Below are 21734 nucleotides of genomic sequence, written 5' to 3' on the forward strand. Positions count from 1 at the left end.
TGGATGGAGATGCCCCGCTTCAGGTCAGTGCACCTCGAAAGGCGCACTTGGCAGGGGTTACTGCTCGCGCAGGATCTTCAGCATCCGCTTGAGCGGCTCGGCGGCGCCCCACAGCAGCTGATCGCCGACGCTGAAGGCGGAGAGGTACTCGCCACCCATGGCCAGCTTGCGCAAACGGCCCACGGGAACCTCCATGGTGCCGGTCACCGCGGCCGGCGTCAGCCCGGCAATGGTGGCGTCCTTGTCATTGGGAATCACCTTGACCCAATCGTTGTGCTTGGCGATCCGATCCTCGATCTCATCAAGGGGCACATCGCGCTTGAGCTTGATGGTGAACGCCTGGCTGTGGGAGCGCATGGCACCGATGCGCACGCAGAGGCCGTCGATGGGGATGGGGCTGTCCTGCAGACCGAGGATCTTGTTGGTCTCCACGGTGCCCTTCCACTCTTCCTTGCTCTGACCGTTGTCGAGCTTGGTGTCGATCCAGGGCAGGAGGCTGCCGGCCAGCGGCGCGGTGAAGTTTTCGGTGGGGAAGTCGCCGAGCGCATCGCTGCGGTGACCTTGCGGTCGATATCCAGGATGGCGCTGGACGGGTCGGCCAGCTCGGCGGCGGTGCTGTCACGCAGTGAGCCCATCTGATCGAGCAGCTCGCGCATGTGCTTGGCACCGGAGCCGGAGGCCGCCTGATAGGTCATCGAGGTCATCCACTCGATCATGTCCGCCTCGAACAGACCGCCCAGGCCCATCAGCATCAGGCTGACGGTGCAGTTGCCGCCGACGAAGGTCTTGGCACCGCGCGCCAGCTGATCGTCGATCACCTTGCGATTGACCGGATCGAGGACGATGGTCGCCTCATCCTCCATACGCAGGGTGCTGGCGGCATCGATCCAGTAGCCCTTCCAGCCGCTGGCGCGCAGATCGCCATAGACCTGCTTGGTGTAGTCGCCACCCTGGCAGGTGATGATCACGTCCAGCACCTTGAGCTCATTGATGTCGGTGGCATCCTTGAGCGGAGGCACTTCGACGCCCACATCGGGGCCGGGCTGGCCAGCCTGGGAGGTGGTGAAGAAGATCGGCTCGATGCCCTTGAAGTCACCATCTTCCAGCATGCGCTGCATGAGCACGGAACCGACCATGCCGCGCCAACCGACGAAACCGACTTTCAACATGTGAAGTCCTCCAGCAATCGAATGTGAGACACATTATACAGAAAGCGGTGCCGAGCGCCGAGGGGCGAGGGGCGAGGGGCGAGGGGCGAGGGGCGAGGGGCGAGGAAGCATGGTGCTTCTCGAACCTCGTACCTCGAACCTCGAACCTCGTACCTCGAACCTCGCACCTCGCACCTCGAACCTCGAACCTCGAACCTCGAACCTCGAACCTCGTACCTCGTACCTCGCACCTCATACCTACTGAGCCTCGAAAGCCGCCAGCACGGCGTCGCCCATCTCGGCGGTGGAGACGGTGCGGGTGCCGTCGGAGGCGATATCCGCGGTGCGCAGGCCGTCGTCCAGCACCTTGCCCACGGCGTCTTCGATGCGCTGGGCGAGCGCCGGCTCGTCCAGGGAGTAGCGCAGCATCATGGCCACCGAGAGAATGGTGGCCAGCGGGTTGGCGATGCCCTTCCCGGCGATGTCCGGGGCGCTGCCGTGACACGGCTCGTACATGCCCTGGCCGCTCTCGTTGAGCGAGGCCGAGGGCAGCATGCCGATGGAGCCGGTGAGCATGGCGGCGGCGTCGGAGAGGATGTCGCCGAACATATTGCCGGTGACCATGACGTCGAACTGCTTGGGCGCGCGCACCAGCTGCATGGCGGCATTGTCGACGTACATGTGGGAGAGCTCGACGTCCGGGTACTCCGACGCCAGGCGCTCCATCACTTCGCGCCAGAGGATGGTGACCTCGAGCACGTTGGCCTTGTCCACGGAGCAGAGCTTCTTACCGCGCTTCTGCGCCATCTCGAAGGCGACGCGGCCGATGCGCTCGATCTCGCTCTCAGAGTAGACGTAGGTGTTGAAGCCGACCCGCTCGCCGTCGCGCTCCTCGATGCCGCGGGGCTGACCGAAGTAGATGCCGCCGGTGAGCTCGCGCACGATCATGATGTCGAGGCCCGCCACCAGCTCGGGCTTGAGGCTGGACGCCGAGGCCAGCTGGGGGTAGGTGATGGCCGGGCGCAGGTTGCCGAACAGGCCGAGGTTCTTGCGCAGGCCGAGCAGGCCCTTCTCGGGGCGCTTGGCGAGGTCCTCGATCGCGTCCCACTTGGGCCCACCCACGGCGCCGAGCAGGATGGCGCGGGCCGCCTTGGCCTTCTCTAGGGTCTCGGCGGGCAGCGGCTCGCCTTGCGCGTCGTAGGCGCTGCCGCCCACCAGGGCCTCTTCCACTTCCACATCGAGGCCGCGGGCCTGGCAGGCGGCCAGGATGCGGCTAGCCTGAGCGGTGATCTCGGGGCCGATGCCGTCACCCGGCAGTACCAGAATCTTCTGAGTCATCTTTTCATCAATCCTTGTTGTAAGCCGTAAGCCGTAAGCCGTAAGCCGTAAGCCGTAAGCCGTAAGCCATAAGCCGTAAGCCAGTATGGCGACACCCAACGTTGCAGCAAGGGGGTTACTTACCGCTTAAAGCTTATAGCTTACCGCTCCGGGCGAAGCCCGGTTAGGCGCGGAACAGCCAGGGCCGCGCGGCGCGGTGCTTTTCCTCGAAGGCGCGGATCGCCTCCTCGTCCTGCAGGGTGATGCCGATGTCGTCGAGGCCATTCAGCAGGCAGTGCTTGCGGAAGGCGTCCACCTCGAACTCGAGGATCTCGCCGGAGGGCGTGATTACCCGCTGGTTCTCCAGGTCCACGTCGAGGCAATAGCCTTCATTGGCCTCGACCTCGGCGAACAATCGATCGACCGTCTCCTCGGGCAGGGTGATCAGCAGCAGGCCGTTCTTGAAGGCGTTGTTGTAGAAGATATCGGCGAAGCTCGGCGCGATCACCACACGAAAGCCGAAGTCCTCCAGCGCCCAGGGGCGTGCTCCCGGGAGCTGCCGCAGCCGAAGTTGCGCCGCGCGAGCAGCACCCTGGCGCCCTGATAGCGCGCCTGATTGAGCACGAAGTCGGGGTTCTTCGGGCGCTGGGAGCAGTCCTGGCCGGGCTGCCCCTCATCCAGATAGCGCAGCTCGTCGAACAGGTTGACGCCGAAGCCGGTGCGCTTGATCGACTTCAAAAACTGCTTGGGAATGATCAGGTCGGTGTCGACGTTGGCCCGGTCCAGCGGTGCGACGAGACCCTCGATGCGTTCAAACTTTTTCATGATTCAGGCCTCCTGTACCTGGGCATCGTCATTGGCGGCAAGCTGCCTCACGTCCACGAAGTGACCGGCGATGGCGGCCGCGGCGGCCATGGCCGGGCTCACCAGGTGGGTGCGCCCGCCGTAGCCCTGGCGCCCTTCGAAGTTGCGGTTGGAGGTGGAGGCGCAGTGCTCGCCGGCGCCGAGCTTGTCGGCGTTCATGGCCAGGCACATGGAGCAGCCCGGCTCGCGCCACTCGAAGCCCGCCTCGATAAAGATCTTGTCGAGGCCTTCGGCCTCGGCCTGGCGCTTCACCAGACCCGAGCCCGGCACCACCATGGCCAATGCGATGGAGTCGGCGACCTTCTTGCCCTTGGCGACCTTGGCCGCTTCGCGCAGATCCTCGATGCGCGAGTTGGTGCAGGAGCCGATGAACACCTTGTCCAAGCGGATATCGGTGATCTTCTGCTTCGGCGCGAGGCCCATGTACTCCAGGGCGCGGGTGTAGCCACGCTGCACCGTCTCGTCGGGCGCCTCGGCCGGGTCGGGCACCTCGCCGGAGATGCCGGTGACCATCTCCGGGCTGGTGCCCCAGGAGACCTGCGGCTCGATCTCGGCGGCGTCCAGGGTCACCACCTTGTCGAACTCGGCATCGGCATCGGAGACCAGGCCGCGCCAGTCGGCCACGGCGGCGTCCCACTGTTCGGCGGTGGGGCATAGGGGCGCTTGCGCAGGTAGTCGATGGTGGTGTCGTCCACGGCGATCAGGCCGACCCGAGCGCCTGCCTCGATGGCCATGTTGCAGACCGTCATGCGGCCCTCCATGGAGAGGTCGCGGATGGCGCTGCCGGCGAACTCGATGGCGTAGCCGGTGCCGCCGGCGGTGCCGATCCTGCCGATGATCGCCAGCACGATGTCCTTGGCGGTGACGCCGGTGCCGAGCGTGCCCTCGACGCGCACCTGCATGTTCTTCATCTTCTGGGCGAGCAGGCACTGGGTGGCCAGCACGTGCTCCACCTCGGAGGTGCCGATGCCGTGGGCGAGTGCCGCAAAGGCGCCGTGGGTGGCGGTGTGGGAATCGCCGCAGACCACCGTCATGCCCGGCAGGGTGGCGCCCTGCTCGGGGCCGACCACGTGGACGATGCCCTGACGGGCGTCGTTGATCTTGAATTCCTCGATGCCGAAGGACTCGCAGTTGTCGTCCAGGGTCTGGACCTGGATCAGCGACACCGGGTCCTTGATCCCGGCGTTGCCCTCGGCGCGCTCCTTGAGCGTGGTGGGCACGTTGTGGTCCGGGGTGGCCAGGTTGGCGTCCAACCGCCACGGCTTGCGCCCGGCCAGGCGCAGCCCTTCGAAGGCCTGGGGCGAGGTCACTTCGTGCAGCAGCTGGCGGTCGATGTAGATCAGCGCGGTACCGTCGTCGCGCTCCTTCACCAGGTGCTGTGACCACAGCTTGTCGTAGAGAGTCTGGCCTGCCATATCGTTTCTCCCGGGCTCTTGGGCCCTGTGCATGTCCGGTCTAACCCCAATCGGGAAGCGACACGTTTCCAGGAGCCTGCTGCCGGAATGACCTTTCGCTGACTCCTGGCGTCGCACCAGGCGCTGTAGGAGAACAATTTATTGCGCGACTGGAGGCCGCAGGCCTCCCGGCGGCCACTACCCAGGTGGGCCGACACCGCGGGCACCTGCCGGTGCCAGTCGTGATGCAAAGCATCCCTCCTACAGCGCCTGGCGCTCGGCGCTATGGGGCCAGTCTCCCGCCACTCGCCCATAAAATCAATTCATGTTATTTATTCATTGGATTCCATAAAGGAATACAAAGGAGCCCAGAGTGGATACCCAGAGCCTGCAGGCCTTCCTCGCCGTGGCCGATAGCGGCAGCTTCTCCCGGGCCGCCGAGCAGCTGCACCTGACTCAGCCGGCGGTGAGCAAGCGTATCGCCGTACTCGAGGAGCAGATCGGCGCCCGGCTGTTCGACCGCATCGGCCGGCGCGTCGGCCTCACCGAGGCGGGACGGGTGCTGCTGCCGAGGGCCCGCCAGATCCTGGTGATGGTGGACGACAGCCGCCGGGCGCTGGGCAATCTCACCGGCAATGTCGGCGGCAGCCTGACCCTCGCCACCAGCCACCATATCGGCCTGCACCGCCTGCCGCCGCTGCTCAAGGCCTACACCCGGGACCATCCGGAGGTCCGACTGGACCTGCATTTCCTCGACTCCGAACAGGCCTATCAGGGCGTGCTCGACGGCGAGCTGGAGCTTGCCGTGGTGACGCTCGCCCCCACCCGGACCCGCAGCTCGAGGCGGTGCCGGTATGGGTCGACCGACTCTGCTTCGTCTGCGCCGGCGACCACCCCCTGGCCGGGCGCGGTCGCCTCGCCCTGCATGAGCTGTGCGCCTTCGACGCCGTGCTGCCCGGCCCCATGACCTTTACCCGCACGCTCATCCAGTCGCGCTTCGCCACTGCCGGCCTCTCGCTGCCGGTGGCACTCTCCACCAACTATCTGGAGACGCTGAAGATGATGACCGCCATCGGTCTGGGCTGGAGCCTGCTGCCCGAGCGCCTGGTCGCCGGCGAGCTACACGAACTGCAGGTGGAGCATCCCCCATCCATCGGCCATTGGGCTATCTGGTGCACAAGAGCCGCACCCTCTCCAACGCCGCCCGGGCCATGCTGACCCTGCTGGATGAGGCGCGCGAGCCGGCGGCGAGGGATTCACCCGGCCGCGAAATTGGTTAGACTGCTTAGCATTTACCGCCTCCAGGCCACGCCATGCCCCGCCAGCTCAATGCCACGTCACCCGATACTCCGACACCGCCGCCGCCACGGACGCGCCACGCCCTGGCGGGCACGCTGCTGCTGCTGGGGCTGGTGACGCAGATCACGGGCTTCGCCGGGCTGTCTCCCTACCCCCACCTGGTCGGCTATGCGCTGTGGCTGGCCACGGCGCTGCTGTGGCGGGATATCCCGCGCCGCACCCGCTGGCAGTCGGGCGTCTTGGCCGGTATCGGGCTGGGGCTGCTGGTCATCGCCTGGCTGCGCTATGACGCCGCCATCGCCTGGCCGGCGATCCTCGACGGCAATACCTATGTGGTGGCCATGCTGCTGGGAGTGAGCTTCATCGGCCTGATCGGCAACCGCAGCGGCTCCTCGCGGCCGCTGGGCGTGCGGTGACCGGGGTACGCGGCACGGCCGGTACCTGGCTGGGGGTGCACCTGCTGGGCACCATCCTCAACCTCTCGACGGTCTTCATGATCGGCGATCGCCTGGCGCGGCGCGCCCCGCTGACCACGCCCCAGCTGCTGGCACTGAACCGCGGCCTGTCCAGCGCGGCGCTGTGGTCGCCCTTCTTCGCCTCCATGGGGGTGGTGATGACCCTGGCGCCGAGCATGCAGTACACCCAGGTGCTGGCCGTGGGACTGCCGCTGGCCCTGATCGCCGGGATCCTGACCACGCTGGAGCTCTCCCGCCGCTTCGATCTCAGCGACACCGCGGGCTTTTCCCTGTCGCCGCGCAGCCTGCTGATGCCGGTGATCATGGCCGCGCTGGTCATGCTGTTTCATTACTGGCTGACGCCGACCCTCTCCATCGTCAGCATCATCACCTTCCTGCTGCCGGCCGTGGCGCTGGCCAGCAACCTGCCGACCGGGCCGCGCTGGACCCTGCGCCGGGTGCGACAGCACACGCTGACGCGGCTGCCCGCCATGCGCGGCGAGGTGGCGCTGTTCCTCTCCGCGGGGCTCTTGACCCTGGGGCTGTCGAACCTGATTGCCGCGGCCACCGGCAGCGAGTGGACGCTGTTCGCCCGCTTCGGCGCCGGCGAGGCGATCGTCAGTTTCCTCGCCATCGTCGCCAGCGCCGTGGCGGGGCTGCACCCCATCATCGGCGTCTCGGTGCTCGCCTCGATGCTCGATCTCACCCCCGGCCAGCAGACCCTGTTCGCCTTCACGGCGCTGGCCTCCTGGGCGGTGGGCACCTCGGTGGGCCCGCTGTCGGGGATCAACCTCTCGCTGCAGGGGCGCTACGGCATCAGCGGGTATCGCATGATGCGCCACAACCTGGGCTACGCGGCCGTGATGACCGCCCTGGTGGTGCTAGCCATCCTGCTGCTGGCGGCCTGGTCATAAAGTAAGGTTCATCGGAGACTGGCGTGGACTTGCCCTGTGGGAGGGACGGTTCGACGCTTCGACTTCAGCTCGCGAAGTAGCGCGAAGCGCTACCCATGGGGCGCCTGCGGCGCCTTCGTCGAAGCGTCGAACCGCCGGCAGAGCCGGCCTCCCACTATAAAACCTGCCAAACATGCTCACGCTAAAGTGCGAAGAACCATCCAAGAAGGAACTAAGGGGCAAGAAAGGGAGCCTTGCCCCTCGTACCTTGCCGCTATTCCGATACGCGAGAGAAGTAGCGGTGCCCGCACTTGTGGCAGGGCTCGATGCGTGCCACCTGCTCGAGTTCCACCACGGCGTCGCAGTGCACGCAGGCCATGCGCCCCGGCACCGCCATCTCGCCCTCGCAGTAGTCGGCGCGGGAGGCCTCCAGGTCCTCCTCGAAGCGTAGCCGCTCGACTTTGCTACGATCGGCAATGGAGAACAGCGATTCCACCACCTTGCGTGAGAGCTGATCGAGGTCGATGCCCAGCCAGGTGGCGACGCTGTGGCCACCGGCGTTCAGGTAGCGGCGCATATCGACCAGGTCGCGCTCCACCCAGGCACGCAGCAGCGCCAGCTCGTCCTTGGTGAATTCCTCCAGCTCGGCCTCGAACTCAACGGCATCGTCAAGCTCCTGCTGGAGGTTCTCCCAGGTCAGTTCCTTGGCCCCATCGCGGAGCCTGTCGAGCATGCGTTCATAGCCTTCGCGTAGACGATGTTCGCGATGCGGGTCGGGACGTTCACTCATGGCGTTCTCCTTGCAACAGGCTTGCGGGCGGGTCGGGCATGGCCGGCCCCGCCGGTCTGGGGTATCCTTGGGTACCATTTAGACGACATGTCGCCGTCAGTTCAACGTTTTATCGCTCGAAAGCGATCAACGTCTGATGCCAGGCGCCCTCATTCGACTCGCGCAGTGCTCAGGTGCTGCGCCCGACGCTCAAGGTACTCTCGAAAACCGATGGACGCACAGTACAAGCCCTTTGAGATCGAACGCGACGCCCAGCAGTACTGGGACAAGAATCAGTGCTTCAAGGCGGTGGAAGACGCCAACCGCGAGAAGTTCTACTGCCTGTCGATGTTCCCCTATCCCAGCGGCAAGCTGCACATGGGGCACGTGCGTAACTACACCATCGGTGACGTGGTCTCCCGCTACCAGCGCATGCAGGGCAAGAACGTCATGCAGCCCATGGGCTGGGACGCCTTCGGCATGCCCGCCGAAAACGCCGCCATCCAGAACCGGGTGCCGCCGGCCGAGTGGACCTACGCCAACATCGACTACATGCGCGACCAGCTCAAGGCGCTGGGCTTCGCGTATGACTGGAGCCGCGAATTCGCCACCTGCGACAGCGACTACTACCGCTGGGAGCAGTGGTTCTTCACCAAGCTGGTGGAGAAGGGCCTGGTCTACAAGAAGATGGCCACCGTCAACTGGGACCCGGTCGACCAGACGGTGCTGGCCAACGAGCAGGTGATCGAGGGGCGCGGCTGGCGCTCCGGTGCGCTGGTGGAGCGCAAGGAGATCCCGCTGTGGTTCCTCAAGATCACCGACTATGCCGAGGAGCTGCTCGCCGACCTGGACAAGGTGGAGTGGCCGGAGCAGGTCAAGACCATGCAGCGCAACTGGATCGGCAAGTCCCGGGGCGTGGAGATGGACTTCGACATCGCCGACCACAACGGCGAGGCGCTCGAACCGCTGCGCATCTATACCACCCGCCCCGACACCCTGATGGGCGTCACCTACATGGCGGTGGCCGCCGGCCACCCGCTGGCCAGAGCCGCCAGCGAGGGCAATCCCGAGCTCGCCGCCTTCTGCGAGGAGTGCGCCCACGGCGGCACCTCCGAGGCGGAGCTGGCGACCATGGAAAAGAAGGGCATGGACACTGGCTATCAGGCCATCCATCCCATCAGCGGCCGCCGGGTGCCGGTCTATGTGGCCAACTTCGTGCTCATGGAGTACGGCACCGGCGCGGTGATGGCGGTGCCCGGCCATGACCAGCGCGACTGGGAGTTCGCCACCCAGTACGGCCTGCCCATCGAGGCGGTGATCGCCGACGAGAACGGCCAGGCGCCGGATCTCTCCGAGGGCGCCTACGTCGAGTACGGCCCCCTGATCCACTCCGGCGAGTTCGATGGCCTGGACTTTCAGGCGGCCTTCGACGCCATCGCCGAGCGGCTTCGCGAGCAGGGCCACGGCGAGGTCAAGACCAACTTCCGCCTGCGCGACTGGGGCGTGGCGCGCCAGCGCTACTGGGGCGCGCCGATTCCGGTCAAGTACGGCCCGGAGGGCCAGACCGTGCCGCTCACCGACGAGGAGCTGCCGGTGGCCCTGCCCATGGAGGTGACCGTGGACGCCACCGGCTCGCCGCTCAAGAAGATGCCGGAGTTCTCCGACCTCGGCGACGGCTGGACCCGCGAGACCGATACCTTCGACACCTTCATGGAGTCCTCCTGGTACTATGCGCGCTTCTGCTGCGCCGACAACCACGAGGCCATGCTCGACGAGCGCGCCGACTACTGGCTGCCGGTGGACCTCTATATCGGCGGCATCGAACACGCCATCCTGCATCTGCTCTACGCGCGCTTCTTCCATAAGCTGATGCGCGACTTCGGCATGGTGGACTCCGATGAGCCCTTCCAGCGCCTGCTCACCCAGGGCATGGTGATCGCCGAGACCTACTACCGTGAGACCGAGAACGGCGGCAAGGAGTGGTTCAACCCCGCCGACGTCGAGGTCAAGCGCGACGACAAGGGACGCCCGCTGAGCGCGGTGCTGATCACCGACGAGCGGCCGGTCGAGATGGGCGGCATCGAGAAGATGTCCAAGTCCAAGAACAACGGCGTCGATCCCCAGTCGATGATCGACCGCTTCGGTGCCGACACCGTGCGCCTGTTCATGATGTTCGCCGCCCCGCCGGAGCAGTCGCTGGAGTGGTCCGACGCCGGCGTCGAAGGCGCCCACCGCTTCCTCAAGCGCCTGTGGCGCCTGGTCAGCGAACACCTGGCCGCCGGCGAGCCGGGCGAACTCGACCTCGCAGCCCTGGACGAGCCCCAGCGTGAGCTGCGCCGCAAGACCCATGAGACCATCAAGAAGGCCAGCGACGACATCGGTCGGCGCACCACCTTCAACACCGCCATCGCCGCGGTGATGGAGCTCTCCAACGCCCTTGGCAAATTCGACGATACCTCGCCCCTGGGCCTGGCCGTGGCCCGGGAAGGGGTCGAGGCCTGCGTGCTGCTGCTGGCGCCGATCACCCCGCATGCCTGTCATGCTCTGTGGCGAGCGCTTGGCCACAATGAGCCGGCCATCGACGCCGCCTGGCCCAAGGTCGACGCGGATGCCCTGACCCGCGACACCATCGAGCTGGTGGTCCAGGTCAACGGCAAGCTGCGTGCCCGACTCGAGGTTCCCGCGGAGGCACCCAAGGCCGACATCGAGGCTCAGGCGCTGGCCGCCGAGAACGTCCAGCGCCACACCGAGGGCAAGACGGTACGCAAGGTCATCGTAGTGCCCGGCAAGCTGGTCAATATCGTGGTGGGCTGAGCCCTCGACGCCCCAGGGAGCGCCTCATGCAGCGACGCACCTTACTTGCTCTGGGCCTGAGCGGCACCGCCGCTCTCGCCCTCGCCGGCTGTGGCTTCCGGCTGCGCGGCTTCGACGCCCCGGACGCCGGGCTCGCGGAACTCGCCCTGGCCGGTCCCGACGGCCCCTTGGCGCGGCGGGTCGCCGAACGGCTCGAGGCCGCGGGCACCCGGGTCCACGACCCGGCGCCGCTGGTGCTCAACCTCGGCGCCGAGGCGATCCGCGAGCGCCAGCGCAGCGTGCGCGACAGTGGCTCTCGGGAACTCGAAAGCACCCTCACGGCCCCCTTCTCGGTCCAACGACGCTCGGATGGTGCCTACCTGCTCGACCAGCAGCAACTCGAGGTCAGCACGCAGTTCACCATCAGCGACGACAACCTCCTGGCGCAGGAAAGGCTCCGCGAGGAGGCGCATGAGCGGCTGCGCCGTGACGCCGCTCGCCAGCTACTCGAGCGCCTGCGCCCGCTCGCCGATTCCTAAATAAGGTCAGCCGTGAAAGTCTTTCCCGACAAGCTCTCCGAGGCGCTGAGCAAGAAGCTGCCGCCGGTGGTGATCGTCGCCGGCGACGAGCCGCTGCAGCATATCGAAGCCTGCGACACCGTGCGCAGCGCCGCCCGCGCCCAGGGCATTGAGGAGCGCGAGGTGCTCCACGTCGAAGCCAACTTTGCCTGGAGCCGGCTGCGGGAAACCGCCGCCAGCCTGTCCCTGTTCGCATCGAGCAAGCTGATCGAGCTACGCCTGGGTAACAGCAGCCTGGGCCAGGAGGGCGCCAAGGCGCTCAAGGAGCACGCCGAACAGCTGCCGGGCAGCGAAGACGTGCTGCTGATCAGCATGGGCAAGCTAGACTTCCGCCAGCAGAAGAGCGCCTGGTTCAAGTCGCTGGACAAGGTGGGCCTGTTCGTCCCCGTGTGGCCGGTGGATATCGCGCGGCTAGGGTTCTGGCTGCGTGATCGTGCCGAGCGCCACGGCCTCACCCTCGACCTCGATGCCGCGCGGCTACTCGGCGAGCGCACCGAAGGCAACCTGCTGGCCGCCGATCAGGAGCTGCAGAAGCTGGCGCTGCTGCTGCCCCCGGCACCCGAGTCGGCCCCCAGCAGATCGCTGGCGGCGTGGAAAGCAGCGCCCGCTATGATGTTTTCACCCTGGTGGACGCCTGCCTCAAGGGTGAGCGTGCGCGGGTGTCGCGCATCATGGCCGGGCTGCACGGCGAGGGCGTGGAGGCACCGATCGTGCTCTGGGCCCTGGCACGGGAGCTACGCACCCTGCTCTCCCTTCACCAGCACCTCGACCAGGGGCAGAGCTTCGATCACGCCTGCAAGGCCCAGAAGCCAGCGATCTTCGAAAAACGGCGCCCCGCCTACCAGCAGGCCATCCAGCGCCTGCCGCTCAAGCGGCTGCACAAGCTGCTGCTGTTCGCCCAGCGCCTGGACCTGGCCATCAAGGGCGCCAGCCCCCTGCCCGCCTGGAATGGCCTTCACGACCTGGCACTGACCCTGGCCGGTGGGCGCGGCCTGCTGGCCGAACTACCTTCCTCATACCGGGTCGGTTAACTACCTGACCAAAAGCGTTTACTCTGCGTCACATTGCTGGCCTAGAATCCTGCCATTATCCCACTGACGACAGCTGCCTGGGAGCCATCTGCATGAGCCGCCTTCTTCGCCTAACGCCCTCACGGGTCGCCCTGCTGGCCGGCCTGCTGGTGATGACCGCCCTGCCGGCCGCTCACGTCGCCGCAGCCAGCCCCAGCGCGCTCACCCCGTCACAGGATGAGACCCCCATCATCACCCTGCGCCGCGACGACGAACGCTGGTCGGTCAGTCGCGCCGAGATCGAGTCATCGCCGCTCTACGAGATCACGCTGCAGCACTTCGAAGGCCCCCAGGGGAGCTTCGCCGGGGTCTGGCTCGACGACTTTCTCGACGCCCAGGACCTGAGCGGGGCCGACACGCTGCGCTTTATCGCTCACGACGACTACACCGTCTTTCTTACCTCGGAAGACCGCGAGGAAACGCGCTACCTGCTCGCCACCCGACTGGATGGCGAGCCGCTGACGCTGACGGAATTCGGCCCCAGCATGCTGATCGTGCCCGCCGATGCCGAGGCCGTTGAGGCCGGAACGGCCAGCATGACCCACTGGATCTGGTCGATCCGAGACATCCAGGCCCAATGAATCAGCGCCAACACCTGGCCTTGAGGTGGCAACTGGCACTGGGTTTTACCCTCCTGGCAGGAATCTGCGCCCTGGCGATTGGCCTCTATGTGGTCAATGCGCGCCAGCACGTGGGAGCTAACTACACGGCGCTGGTGGCCGACGTCGTCCGTGCCCAGCAGCAACCCGTTCTCCTTCGCCATGCATTGGATCAACTGCACGAGCCCCACCAGAACGTGCATGAAGCACACCTCGACAACCTGCTGTGGCGAATACCCCAGCATATCGAGGGCGTGACCTACGGCCTGGAAAGAAGTCAGCTTGACCCGGACGACTACCGGGTATCGCTCGACAGGCTGCAAGTCGTCGAAGAGCAGCTGCCAGAACTGCAAGCGCGAGTCGATGAGATGCAGTCAGGTGGAAGGTCGGAAGCACTGGTAAGTCTGGGTTACGCCATCGAAAACGATCTGGCACGAGCCTACAGCGAACTCAATGAGCTCATCCACACCGCGGCAGGCGAGCAGCGTCTCATCATGGAACGCCTGACGCTCGCCATCGCTGTGCTGGTGCTATTGGCGCTGCTGGTGGTCGGCGCCTTGATGCTGGCCCTTCTTCGTCTCAATCGACAGCGCGAAACCGTGGCACGCCTGAGCCAAATGGACGAGCTCACCGGACTTGGCAACCGTCGCCACCTGCTGGAAGCCGCTGAAGTGCTGCACCAGCAGAGCCGCCGCAACGGCCAGCCGCTGAGTATGGCGCTGCTGGACCTGGACCACTTCAAACGCCTCAACGACACCTATGGTCACCCGGCCGGCGACCGAGTGCTGGTCGCTTTCTCCAAGGCCCTGAAAGAAGAGACGCGCCAGGCCGATATCGTGGCGCGCATGGGCGGCGAAGAATTCTGCGTACTGATGCCCGATACGCCCGCCGATGGCGCCCTGCAGCTTGCCGATCGGATCCGGCAACGCGTCGCAGCCCTATCCCTCCAGGAGCTCAGCGTTTCGGCATCGATCACAGTTAGCCTTGGCCTCGCCACGGGGGATGGCGAGGGCTCGAACTTCGATAGCCTCTACTCGCGAGCCGACCGCGCCCTCTACCTGGCCAAGGCCAACGGCCGGAACTGCACGGAGGTGGGATAAGAACCAAAAGCCAAGAGCGCGCGGAAAATCGCATGCAAGGGCATGAAATTTCACGTCATTTCTGCCTATACTGCACGGGCATCGTGAGCGCACGTTCCTTCAGCTCGGATCAGGATGCCGAGCGAGGATCATTCAGGAGCCGGAAGATCATTCGACAACAGTAAGGATTCCACCATGAAACGAGTCTGCCGTATTCTCAGCCCGCTGCTGATCCTCGCCCTGGTGCTGGGCAGCGTATCGGTGTCCGCCGCCCCGCTCGCGCCGGGCAGCGACCTGATCTCCACCCAGGAGGCCCTCTCGACTGAGCGTGCCGATGCGGACCGTGAGCGGATTCACGAGATTCTCGCTCGCGACGACGTACAGGCACAGCTGCTGGCCCAAGGCGTGGATCTGGCCGAAGTCGAGGCGCGTGTGGCCGCCCTGTCCGATCAGGAAGCCCGCCAGATGGCAGACCAGCTCGAAGAGATGCCAGCCGGCGCCAGCGTGGTCGGCGCCCTGTTTGCCGTCTTCGTCATCCTGCTGGTCACCGATATTCTCGGTCTGACCAATGTCTTCCCCTTTACCCGCTGAGCGGGGAAGGTGATGACAACACGCCGAATCTGGCGCTCGTGGAACGCCCGCTCTGCGGGCGTTCTCCCGTTAGTGCTGCTGCTATTCATCCTGGTCGGCTGTGCCAGCCCACCGCAACTGGACGAGACACCCAAGAGCGCCTCCCTCGCCAGGTGATGCTGAATGACATCCCCTTCCATGCCCAGCGCGACTACCAGTGTGGTCCTGCTTCGCTAGCCATGGTGCTCAACGCCCAGGGCGTGGACGTCACCGTCGACACCCTGATCCCCCAGGTTTTCATGCCGGGCCGGGAGGGAAGCGTCCAGCCGGAGATGCTCGCCACCGTGCGCCGCCACGGCCACATCCCCTTCGTACTGGACAACCGCTTCGATGCCCTGCTGACCGAGCTTGCCGCCGGGCAGCCGGTGGTTGTCATGCAGAACCTGTCGCTGCCCGCCTGGCCCATGTGGCACTACGCCGTAGCCATCGGCTATGACCGTGACGCCCAGACGATGACCCTGCATAGCGGCGAGGAGCCCGAGCGCATCGAGTCCTTCCGCCGCTTCGATGCTACTTGGTCGCGCAGCAACCGCTGGGCCTTCGTCGCGCAACCGCCGGGTGAGCTACCTGAAAGCGTGACAGAAGATCGCGCGCTCGAGGCGATCGCCGATTTCGAGCAGGTGCAGGGGGGCAGGCCGCTCTACCCGCCTGGGAGACCTTGGTAAGCCGCTTCCCGACCTCGGCCATGGGACACTTCGCCCTGGGCAACGCCCGCCATGGGCAGGGGGATACCGAGGGCGCCATCGAGGCGTTCCAGCTCGCGGTTGATACCCGCCCCGAACTCGCCGTCGCCTGGCTCAATCTTGGCCTGATCCATCGCACCCAAGGGGACTACGACGCCGCCCAGCGCGCTCTATCGCAGGCCGCCGAGCTTCCCGGCGACTGGCAAGAGCGAGCGAGGGACGCACTGGAAGGGCTAGCAAAACGCCACTGACATGCGCCATGCTAGCGACATGGTCAAGGGAGGTTTTCGCGTGTCTTACGAGATCATTCTCAAGCGTATCTACAGCCCCGACGAGCCGGAAGACGGGGCAAGGATACTGGTCGATCGGCTGTGGCCACGCGGCAAGCCACGCGAGAGCCTGGCGCTCACCGACTGGTACCGAGACGCCTCGCCGTCGCCGCTGCTGCGCCGTCAGTACCATCAGGGCGAGATCAGCGCCGGGGTTTTCGCCACCCGCTATCGGGGCGAGCTGCGCGACCATCCCGAGAGCCTTATCCCGCTGATGCGCCACGCCCGCCGCGGGCGGCTGACCTTGCTATCGGCGGCGCGCCACCTGGACGACTCCCACCTGCCGATCCTGCGCGATATGCTGCTTCATCGCCTGCACGCGGAGGACGCCGCCGACCTGGAGCCGGCCTCACCGCCGTGTTTCGCCCATCAGCTCGACTCACCCGATAGCCCACGATCATAGCACCGGCCGAATGGCTGGCCTTGCGACGCCTCATAGGCGCGCAGGGCCACCCAGCAGGCGATGCACAGCCCCAGATAACCGCTCAGGCCGCGCACATCGCGCAGCATCGACTGAGTCAGACCGAAATCGAAGAACGCCACCGGCACCATCATGCCCGCCGCAGCCAACACCTGCAGGCCCGGGTCTGCTCCAGGCCTGCGCAGCCGTCGCCAGCACAGCCACAGCGGCACAGCATAGAGCAGCAGCAGCCCACCAAGCCCCACTATGCCCCGCCGCGCCAGGGTATCGATCATGTCACTGTGGAGCTGATCGTGTCGCGCGACCGCCGGGGGCAGCCTGCCTTCCGCTACCAGGCCCTGAATCGCCAGTTCCAGGCGTCCCTCACCAAAGCCCAGCAGGGGGCTTTCCCGGGCCAACAAGATACCGCCTCGCCACATCTCCAGGCGTGTGCCCACTGAGTTGCCTTGCGTCTCCCCCTGCCAGTATTGCTGGGCACTGCCCACCGCCGACCCCACCCGCTGACCCACTCCGCTTTGGGGTACCGCCGCTGCCACCAGCAACCCTATCACCACCAGCCCCGCCACCCCGTAGCGCCAGCCCGGCGGCACCAGATCCCTCGCCGCTCGGTAGGCCAGCAGCAGTAGCAAGGGCAAGGCAATCCAGCCGCCGCGGGTCCCGGACAGCAGCGAGCCGAGCATGCCGGCCATGGCGGCCAGCAGCGCCAGCATCAGCAGGGCCCGGTTTCGCGGATAGCCGCGACGCAGGCACCAGAGCGCCGCCAGGAGCGCCAGCGTGCCCAGCAGCAGCGACAGATTGCCGAAGGGAATGGCATTCATACTGTTGCTTGCACGCGACCTGCCCAAGATCAAACGCTCGTAGAGGGCGATGGCACCGGCGCCAAGGGCTCCACTGCACACCGCCCACCACAGCACCCGCGGGCTCGGCGGATAGCGCAGCAGCCAAACCAGCATCGCCGCCGCCACCAGCGGCCACAGTGGCAGCAGCAGCCCCTGGTTGCCCCCTCCCACGGGCCAGTGCCCGGTCCGCCAGACATCCAGCAGCCAAAGCCCCCCATAGATCAGCATGGCCAGCACAAGCCAGCCGTCATCCCGTATGAATCCCGGCAGGCCTGACTGCACTCGCTGCGCCCTGCGGCGGTCACCGCTCAGCCAGGTGACTACGCTACCCACACCCATGACCGCAAGCGCCAGCAACGGCACCACGGCATAGGCCAGCTGGGCAACGATCAATAGCGCCACAAAGGCAAAAAGCAGCACCGCATTGGCACGATTCCAGAGACTCAACGACCCATTCCTTGCTCCCCGGCGAAGCCGGCTCTCCACGAAACGACCATGCCTCATGTTCTTCACGATTGAGGCGTCAGCGTCAGTATCAATGGTCCAGGCACACTTCGATAGGCTTGCACATTAAACTCAACCCAGGGCCCTCAGAGCTTTTCTCCCCAGGCATCAGCGGCTTCCCTGAGCCGTTGATGAACCTGTATGAAAGTCTCGCGATTCTTGCCGTAGGGGTCGGGAATTTCTCGGCACTGCGCCTCATCGAGCCAGTGGCCAAGCAGCAGGGTCTTTCCGAGCACCGTCGCTGCGAGATGACCGACCGCACGGCGCTGCCCATCGCTCATGACCAGGATCAGATCGGCAGCTTGCAGCATGTCAACGGTGACTTGCCGCGCTTGATGAGCAGCGACATCCAGGCCATCGGCTTCGGCCAACTGTCGGGCTGTCGGCTCCACGCCGCATCCGACCAAGGCACCGAGACCCGCCGACTCGATGTGCTTGCCAGGCAGTCGCTGCTTGAGTAGCGCCTCACCTACCGGACTGCGGCAAATATTCCCGGTACAGACGACCAGGATGTGCTGAAACATGGTGTCGCGTTCTCCGTGCAAATCGTTACAGCCATAATATTATTACTCCAGCCTGAGCACCAAGGACCCTCTATCTCCTGGATTCATAGAATAACCGCAGCACTTTGGTCCACCCGGTAGAGGCAGGAGGGCCAGCGCCGGTACCCTCCCTGCTTTACCGACCAAAGTGAAGCAGAGCATGGGATACCGACAGCTGACCCAGACCCAACGATACCAGATTCACGCCCAACGGGGTGTCGGCATGAGCCAGCGACAGATCGCCAGAGAGCTTGGCATCCACAACAGCACGGTCAGCCGTGAGCTGCGCCGTAACGCTGCCTCTGAGGGCTACGATCCTGAGAGGGCCCAGGCCCTCAGCGATGACCGCCGGCGCACCGCTTGGAAGTGGACGAAGCGCCTGCCCAGCATGATCACCGCCGTCGTCGACCGGCTGCGTGACGAGTGGAGCCCGGAACAGATCAGCGGCTTCATGGCGCCGTTGGCGGGCATGGGTGTGAGTCACCAGTGGATCTACTCCTTGATCTGGGATGACAAAGCGCGCGGTGGCGACCTCTGGCAGCACCTTCGCCAGCCCAAGCGGCGCAGCAAGCACCGTGCCCAGGCCAAGAGCGCAGGACTCGGCAAGATTCCCAACCGCGTGGGCATCGAGCATCGCCCGGCTGACATCGATGATCGGCGCTTCATCGGGCACTGGGAAGGTGACACCGTGATCCAGGGGCACAAGCAATCGGGCTTGGTCACGCTGGTAGAGCGGCGTAGCGGCTACCTGCTGGCAGCACGGCTGCCCAGGATCTCAGCGGAGCTGACAGAAGCGGCCATGATCCGCCTTCTGAAGCCTCGCCGGGGTGCTGTGCAGACCATCACACTGGACAATGGCTCGGAGTTCGCTGGTCACGAAGCCGTGGCCAAGGCGGTGACCGCCGCGACCTACTTTTGTGATCCCTACTGCTCCGGCCAACGTGGGAGCAACGAGAACACCAATGGCTTGGTGCGGCAGTACTTCCCCAAGGGGACGGACTTCCGGCAGGTCACCGACGTCGAGTTGCGCAAGGTGGTCAGAAAGCTCAATGACCGCCCCCGAAAGCGTCTTGGCTACCGGACACCGGCACAGGTGTTCCTGGGGAATACTCAGGAGCCCTGAACACCGCAGGTGCTGCGTTTATTACTTGAATTCAGGTCTGTCAGTGTAGTTGTCCCCCAAACCAACTGAGGAGTGACCAGCACTTGTTGATGCGCATTTTTCTATTTGCCTACCAAAGAAACCCTTACGACCTCATAGTTCTCTATTACGCCTATATGGATGAGACCATCTCATAATTCTTATGAGATCCCTCCTCTCCCCACGTCAGTCAATACCGTTATGGCAAATTCATGAAAATCATGTTGGGCAATATCCCAATGTCTCTTAGCCTTAAGAGTACCGATTACAAAAAATGACACAGCACTTTCAAAAAGATTCTCAATAACGAAAAAACAGGCCGGACGGCCAAATATTCCTACGCATGGACATACCGGGGAGCATTGATGGGACGAATGCTTGCGCAAGCCTTCCGCTTGCATCGCAGGGTCAAACGCATGATACAAATTCTGGCCGACATCTTTCTGTTGTCGACCAGTTTTATCTTGGCGGTAATCCTCAAGTCAGACAGCGTATCGGCCCTGTCGGAGCCACAGGTATGGCTCGCCCTGGTGCTGGCCCTTCCCGTCACCCTTCTTATCTTTGTTCGCCTGGGATTGTATCGTGCCGTTATCCGCTACATGAGCCTTCGCGCCCTACACACCCTGGTGATGGGTGTGAGCCTTTCGGTTGTGATACTGCTCCTGGCCGGGCAGCTCACGGGTCTTAGCTTGCCGCCGTCGCTATTGATCATCTATGGCATTCTCGCCATGTTCCTGGTCGGCGGCGTTCGCTTTTTTCTACGCAGCCTCTATCGACACCAACTAATGCGTTACAAGACCCGCGTCATCATCTATGGCGCCGGAGCCGCGGGATCCCAGCTAGCCAATTCACTGCGCCAGGGGAGCGAGTATGTTCCCGTGGCCTTCGTGGACGACTGGCGTGGTATGCACGGCACACAGGTGGAAGGACTGTGGGTCTACCCGGCCAGCAAGCTGCCAGAGTTGGTCGACAGCCACGAAGCCGAGCGCGTCCTGCTTGCCATGCCCAGCGTACCGCGCAGCCGGCGCCGGGACATTCTCAAAGCGCTTGCCCCCTGGATGTTCCGATTCTCACTGTCCCTGGCACCGAGGATGTAGTCAGTGGCCGAGCCCAAATTCAGGATATCCGTGACGTGGCCGTGGAAGACCTGCTAGGCCGCGATCCGATCCCCCCAGGCAGGACCTGCTGGATGCCAATATCCGGGACAAGGTGGTCATGGTCACCGGTGCCGGCGGTTCAATCGGCTCAGAGCTGTGCCGCCAGATCTTGCGGCAACGCCCGCGGCGACTGCTGCTGGTGGACAGCTGCGAATACTCCCTCTATGCCATCGAATCGGAACTGAAGCTGCTCGCCAGCCTGGAGAGCCTGCCCAGCGTGGCCGAGCCGCTGCTCGGCTCGGTACAGCAGCGCGGCCGCCTGGAAAGCGTCATGCGCGCCTTTCGCGTACAGACGCTCTACCACGCCGCCGCCTATAAACACGTCCCCATGGTGGAGTACAACGTACTCGAAGGCGTACGCAACAATGTCTTCGGCACCCTGGAAACCGCCCGTGCCGCCCTGTCATCAGGGGTCGAGACCTTCGTACTGATCTCGACCGACAAGGCGGTCCGCCCCACCAATGTGATGGGCACGACGAAACGCCTGGCAGAGCTCATCTGCCAGGCGTTATCGCGGACTCAACAGCACACACGCTTCTGCATGGTGCGTTTTGGCAACGTGCTGGGATCATCGGGCTCGGTGATCCCCCTGTTCCGAGAACAGATCGCCCAGGGCGGGCCCATTACCGTAACCCATGAGGCGATCACTCGCTACTTCATGACCATTCCCGAAGCCGCCACGCTTGTCCTTCAGGCCGGAGCCATGGGCAAGGGAGGCGATGTCTTCGTCCTCGATATGGGCAGCCCGGTCAAGATCGCTGAGATCGCCAGGGAAATGGTGAGACTGTCAGGGCTTGAAGTGAAGGATGACGACAATCCGGGCGGGGATATCGAGATTCACTACACCGGACTGCGGCCCGGCGAGAAGCTCTTTGAGGAACTGCTGGTTGGGGAGAACGTCACCGCCACACCCCATCCCCGTATCCTGAGCGCCCGTGAAAGCTGCTGGCAATGGCCACGCCTCGAGGCGCTACTGGAGCGACTCAGTGCGGCGACCGAAAAAGGCGATCTGGACGGAATTCGGAACATTATGCTCGAGGCCCCGGCGGCCTATTCGCCCCAGGGTCCCATCGTCGACTTGATCTGGAAAGAACATGACCAACGCCCCGTCAAGCCCGTTCAGGTCCCGGTGCAGCACGACTTGAAGGCCCAGCCCCTGAGCGATACAGAAGAGCTCTTGAAAGCCGCCACGGTATCCCTGTTCAAGGGCCCTCACTAGGCATGGTGAAC

The 21734-nt window shown here is 64.9% G+C and carries 14 protein-coding genes and 7 pseudogenes; 14 read left to right on the forward strand and 7 right to left on the reverse strand.

The genetic code is table 11. From position 1 onward, the window contains the following. Window positions 1–57: 57 nt before the first annotated feature. The 4 genes and pseudogenes from asd to leuC all read right to left on the reverse strand — a co-directional run bounded on the left by asd (window position 58) and on the right by leuC (window position 4744). Window positions 58–1169: pseudogene (gene asd, locus ACSJDS_RS14170) on the reverse strand (aspartate-semialdehyde dehydrogenase). Between the two features lie 237 nt (window positions 1170–1406). Beyond that, the gene (gene leuB, locus ACSJDS_RS14175) at window positions 1407–2486 is read right to left on the reverse strand and encodes a 3-isopropylmalate dehydrogenase (protein ID WP_473033843.1); all 1080 of its coding nucleotides are present in this window, start codon (window positions 2484–2486) and stop codon (window positions 1407–1409) included. Window positions 2487–2649: 163 nt separating this feature from the next. Next, window positions 2650–3290, reverse strand: a pseudogene (leuD, locus tag ACSJDS_RS14180) (3-isopropylmalate dehydratase small subunit). A gap of 3 nt (window positions 3291–3293) precedes the next feature. Beyond that, window positions 3294–4744 (reverse strand): annotated as a pseudogene (gene leuC / locus ACSJDS_RS14185) (3-isopropylmalate dehydratase large subunit). Between the two features lie 352 nt (window positions 4745–5096). Here leuC and ACSJDS_RS14190 point away from each other — a divergent pair. Beyond that, a pseudogene (locus ACSJDS_RS14190) lies at window positions 5097–6003 on the forward strand (LysR family transcriptional regulator). 33 nt (window positions 6004–6036) lie between these two features. After that, window positions 6037–7391, forward strand: a pseudogene (locus ACSJDS_RS14195) (hypothetical protein). 253 nt (window positions 7392–7644) lie between these two features. Here the strand turns inward: ACSJDS_RS14195 and ACSJDS_RS14200 are convergent. Continuing rightward, window positions 7645–8160 carry a zinc ribbon-containing protein gene (locus tag ACSJDS_RS14200; protein WP_473033845.1) on the reverse strand — a complete coding sequence of 172 codons (516 nt, stop codon included), beginning with the start codon at window positions 8158–8160 and terminating at the stop codon, window positions 7645–7647. 210 nt (window positions 8161–8370) lie between these two features. Here ACSJDS_RS14200 and leuS point away from each other — a divergent pair, with 210 nt between their 5' ends. The 9 genes and pseudogenes from leuS (at window position 8371) to ACSJDS_RS14245 (ending at window position 16303) form a co-directional block, all read left to right on the forward strand. Beyond that, complete coding sequence (gene leuS / locus ACSJDS_RS14205) at window positions 8371–10953, forward strand: leucine--tRNA ligase (protein WP_473033846.1); 2583 nt, start codon at window positions 8371–8373, stop codon at window positions 10951–10953. Between the two features lie 26 nt (window positions 10954–10979). Further along, the gene (locus ACSJDS_RS14210) at window positions 10980–11471 is read left to right on the forward strand and encodes an LPS-assembly lipoprotein LptE (RefSeq protein WP_473033847.1); all 492 of its coding nucleotides are present in this window, start codon (window positions 10980–10982) and stop codon (window positions 11469–11471) included. A gap of 12 nt (window positions 11472–11483) precedes the next feature. Then, window positions 11484–12541, forward strand: a pseudogene (holA, locus tag ACSJDS_RS14215) (DNA polymerase III subunit delta). A 92-nt stretch (window positions 12542–12633) separates the two neighbouring features. Further along, window positions 12634–13161 carry a hypothetical protein gene (locus ACSJDS_RS14220; RefSeq protein ID WP_473033848.1) on the forward strand — a complete coding sequence of 176 codons (528 nt, stop codon included), beginning with the start codon at window positions 12634–12636 and terminating at the stop codon, window positions 13159–13161. Window positions 13162–13250: 89 nt separating this feature from the next. Beyond that, a complete protein-coding gene (locus tag ACSJDS_RS14225; RefSeq protein WP_473033849.1) occupies window positions 13251–14279 on the forward strand; it encodes a GGDEF domain-containing protein in 1029 nt (342 codons plus the stop codon). A gap of 174 nt (window positions 14280–14453) precedes the next feature. Continuing rightward, complete coding sequence (locus ACSJDS_RS14230; protein ID WP_473033850.1) at window positions 14454–14849, forward strand: PA2779 family protein; 396 nt, start codon at window positions 14454–14456, stop codon at window positions 14847–14849. Between the two features lie 155 nt (window positions 14850–15004). Next, window positions 15005–15553, forward strand: coding sequence for a PA2778 family cysteine peptidase (locus tag ACSJDS_RS14235; RefSeq protein ID WP_473035039.1), 549 nt, complete (start codon window positions 15005–15007; stop codon window positions 15551–15553). Further along, window positions 15547–15822 (forward strand): tetratricopeptide repeat protein, encoded by a 276-nt coding sequence (locus ACSJDS_RS14240; protein ID WP_473033851.1) that lies wholly within the window; start codon window positions 15547–15549, stop codon window positions 15820–15822. The genes ACSJDS_RS14235 and ACSJDS_RS14240 overlap by 7 nt, the downstream gene beginning before the upstream one ends. 40 nt (window positions 15823–15862) lie before the next feature. Further along, complete coding sequence (locus tag ACSJDS_RS14245; protein ID WP_473033852.1) at window positions 15863–16303, forward strand: DUF488 domain-containing protein; 441 nt, start codon at window positions 15863–15865, stop codon at window positions 16301–16303. On the opposite strand, the gene ACSJDS_RS14250 is transcribed toward ACSJDS_RS14245, so the two are convergent. Beyond that, entirely contained in the window at window positions 16270–17607 is a 1338-nt protein-coding gene (locus tag ACSJDS_RS14250) for an O-antigen ligase family protein (protein WP_473033853.1), read from the reverse strand. The two genes, ACSJDS_RS14245 and ACSJDS_RS14250, sit on opposite strands and share 34 nt — an antisense overlap. Before the next feature lie 143 nt (window positions 17608–17750). Then, window positions 17751–18188 carry a low molecular weight protein-tyrosine-phosphatase gene (locus ACSJDS_RS14255; RefSeq protein WP_473033854.1) on the reverse strand — a complete coding sequence of 146 codons (438 nt, stop codon included), beginning with the start codon at window positions 18186–18188 and terminating at the stop codon, window positions 17751–17753. A gap of 178 nt (window positions 18189–18366) precedes the next feature. Here ACSJDS_RS14255 and ACSJDS_RS14260 point away from each other — a divergent pair. From ACSJDS_RS14260 to ACSJDS_RS14270, 3 genes and pseudogenes are all read left to right on the forward strand, one after another. Further along, window positions 18367–19358, forward strand: a pseudogene (locus ACSJDS_RS14260) (IS30 family transposase). 354 nt (window positions 19359–19712) lie between these two features. Next, the gene (locus tag ACSJDS_RS14265) at window positions 19713–20444 is read left to right on the forward strand and encodes a nucleoside-diphosphate sugar epimerase/dehydratase (RefSeq protein WP_473033855.1); all 732 of its coding nucleotides are present in this window, start codon (window positions 19713–19715) and stop codon (window positions 20442–20444) included. A gap of 118 nt (window positions 20445–20562) precedes the next feature. Then, complete coding sequence (locus ACSJDS_RS14270) at window positions 20563–21723, forward strand: UDP-N-acetylglucosamine 4,6-dehydratase family protein (protein ID WP_473033856.1); 1161 nt, start codon at window positions 20563–20565, stop codon at window positions 21721–21723. Window positions 21724–21734: the final 11 nt, after the last annotated feature.

The organism is Halomonas sp. SL18_1, from assembly GCF_055755715.1.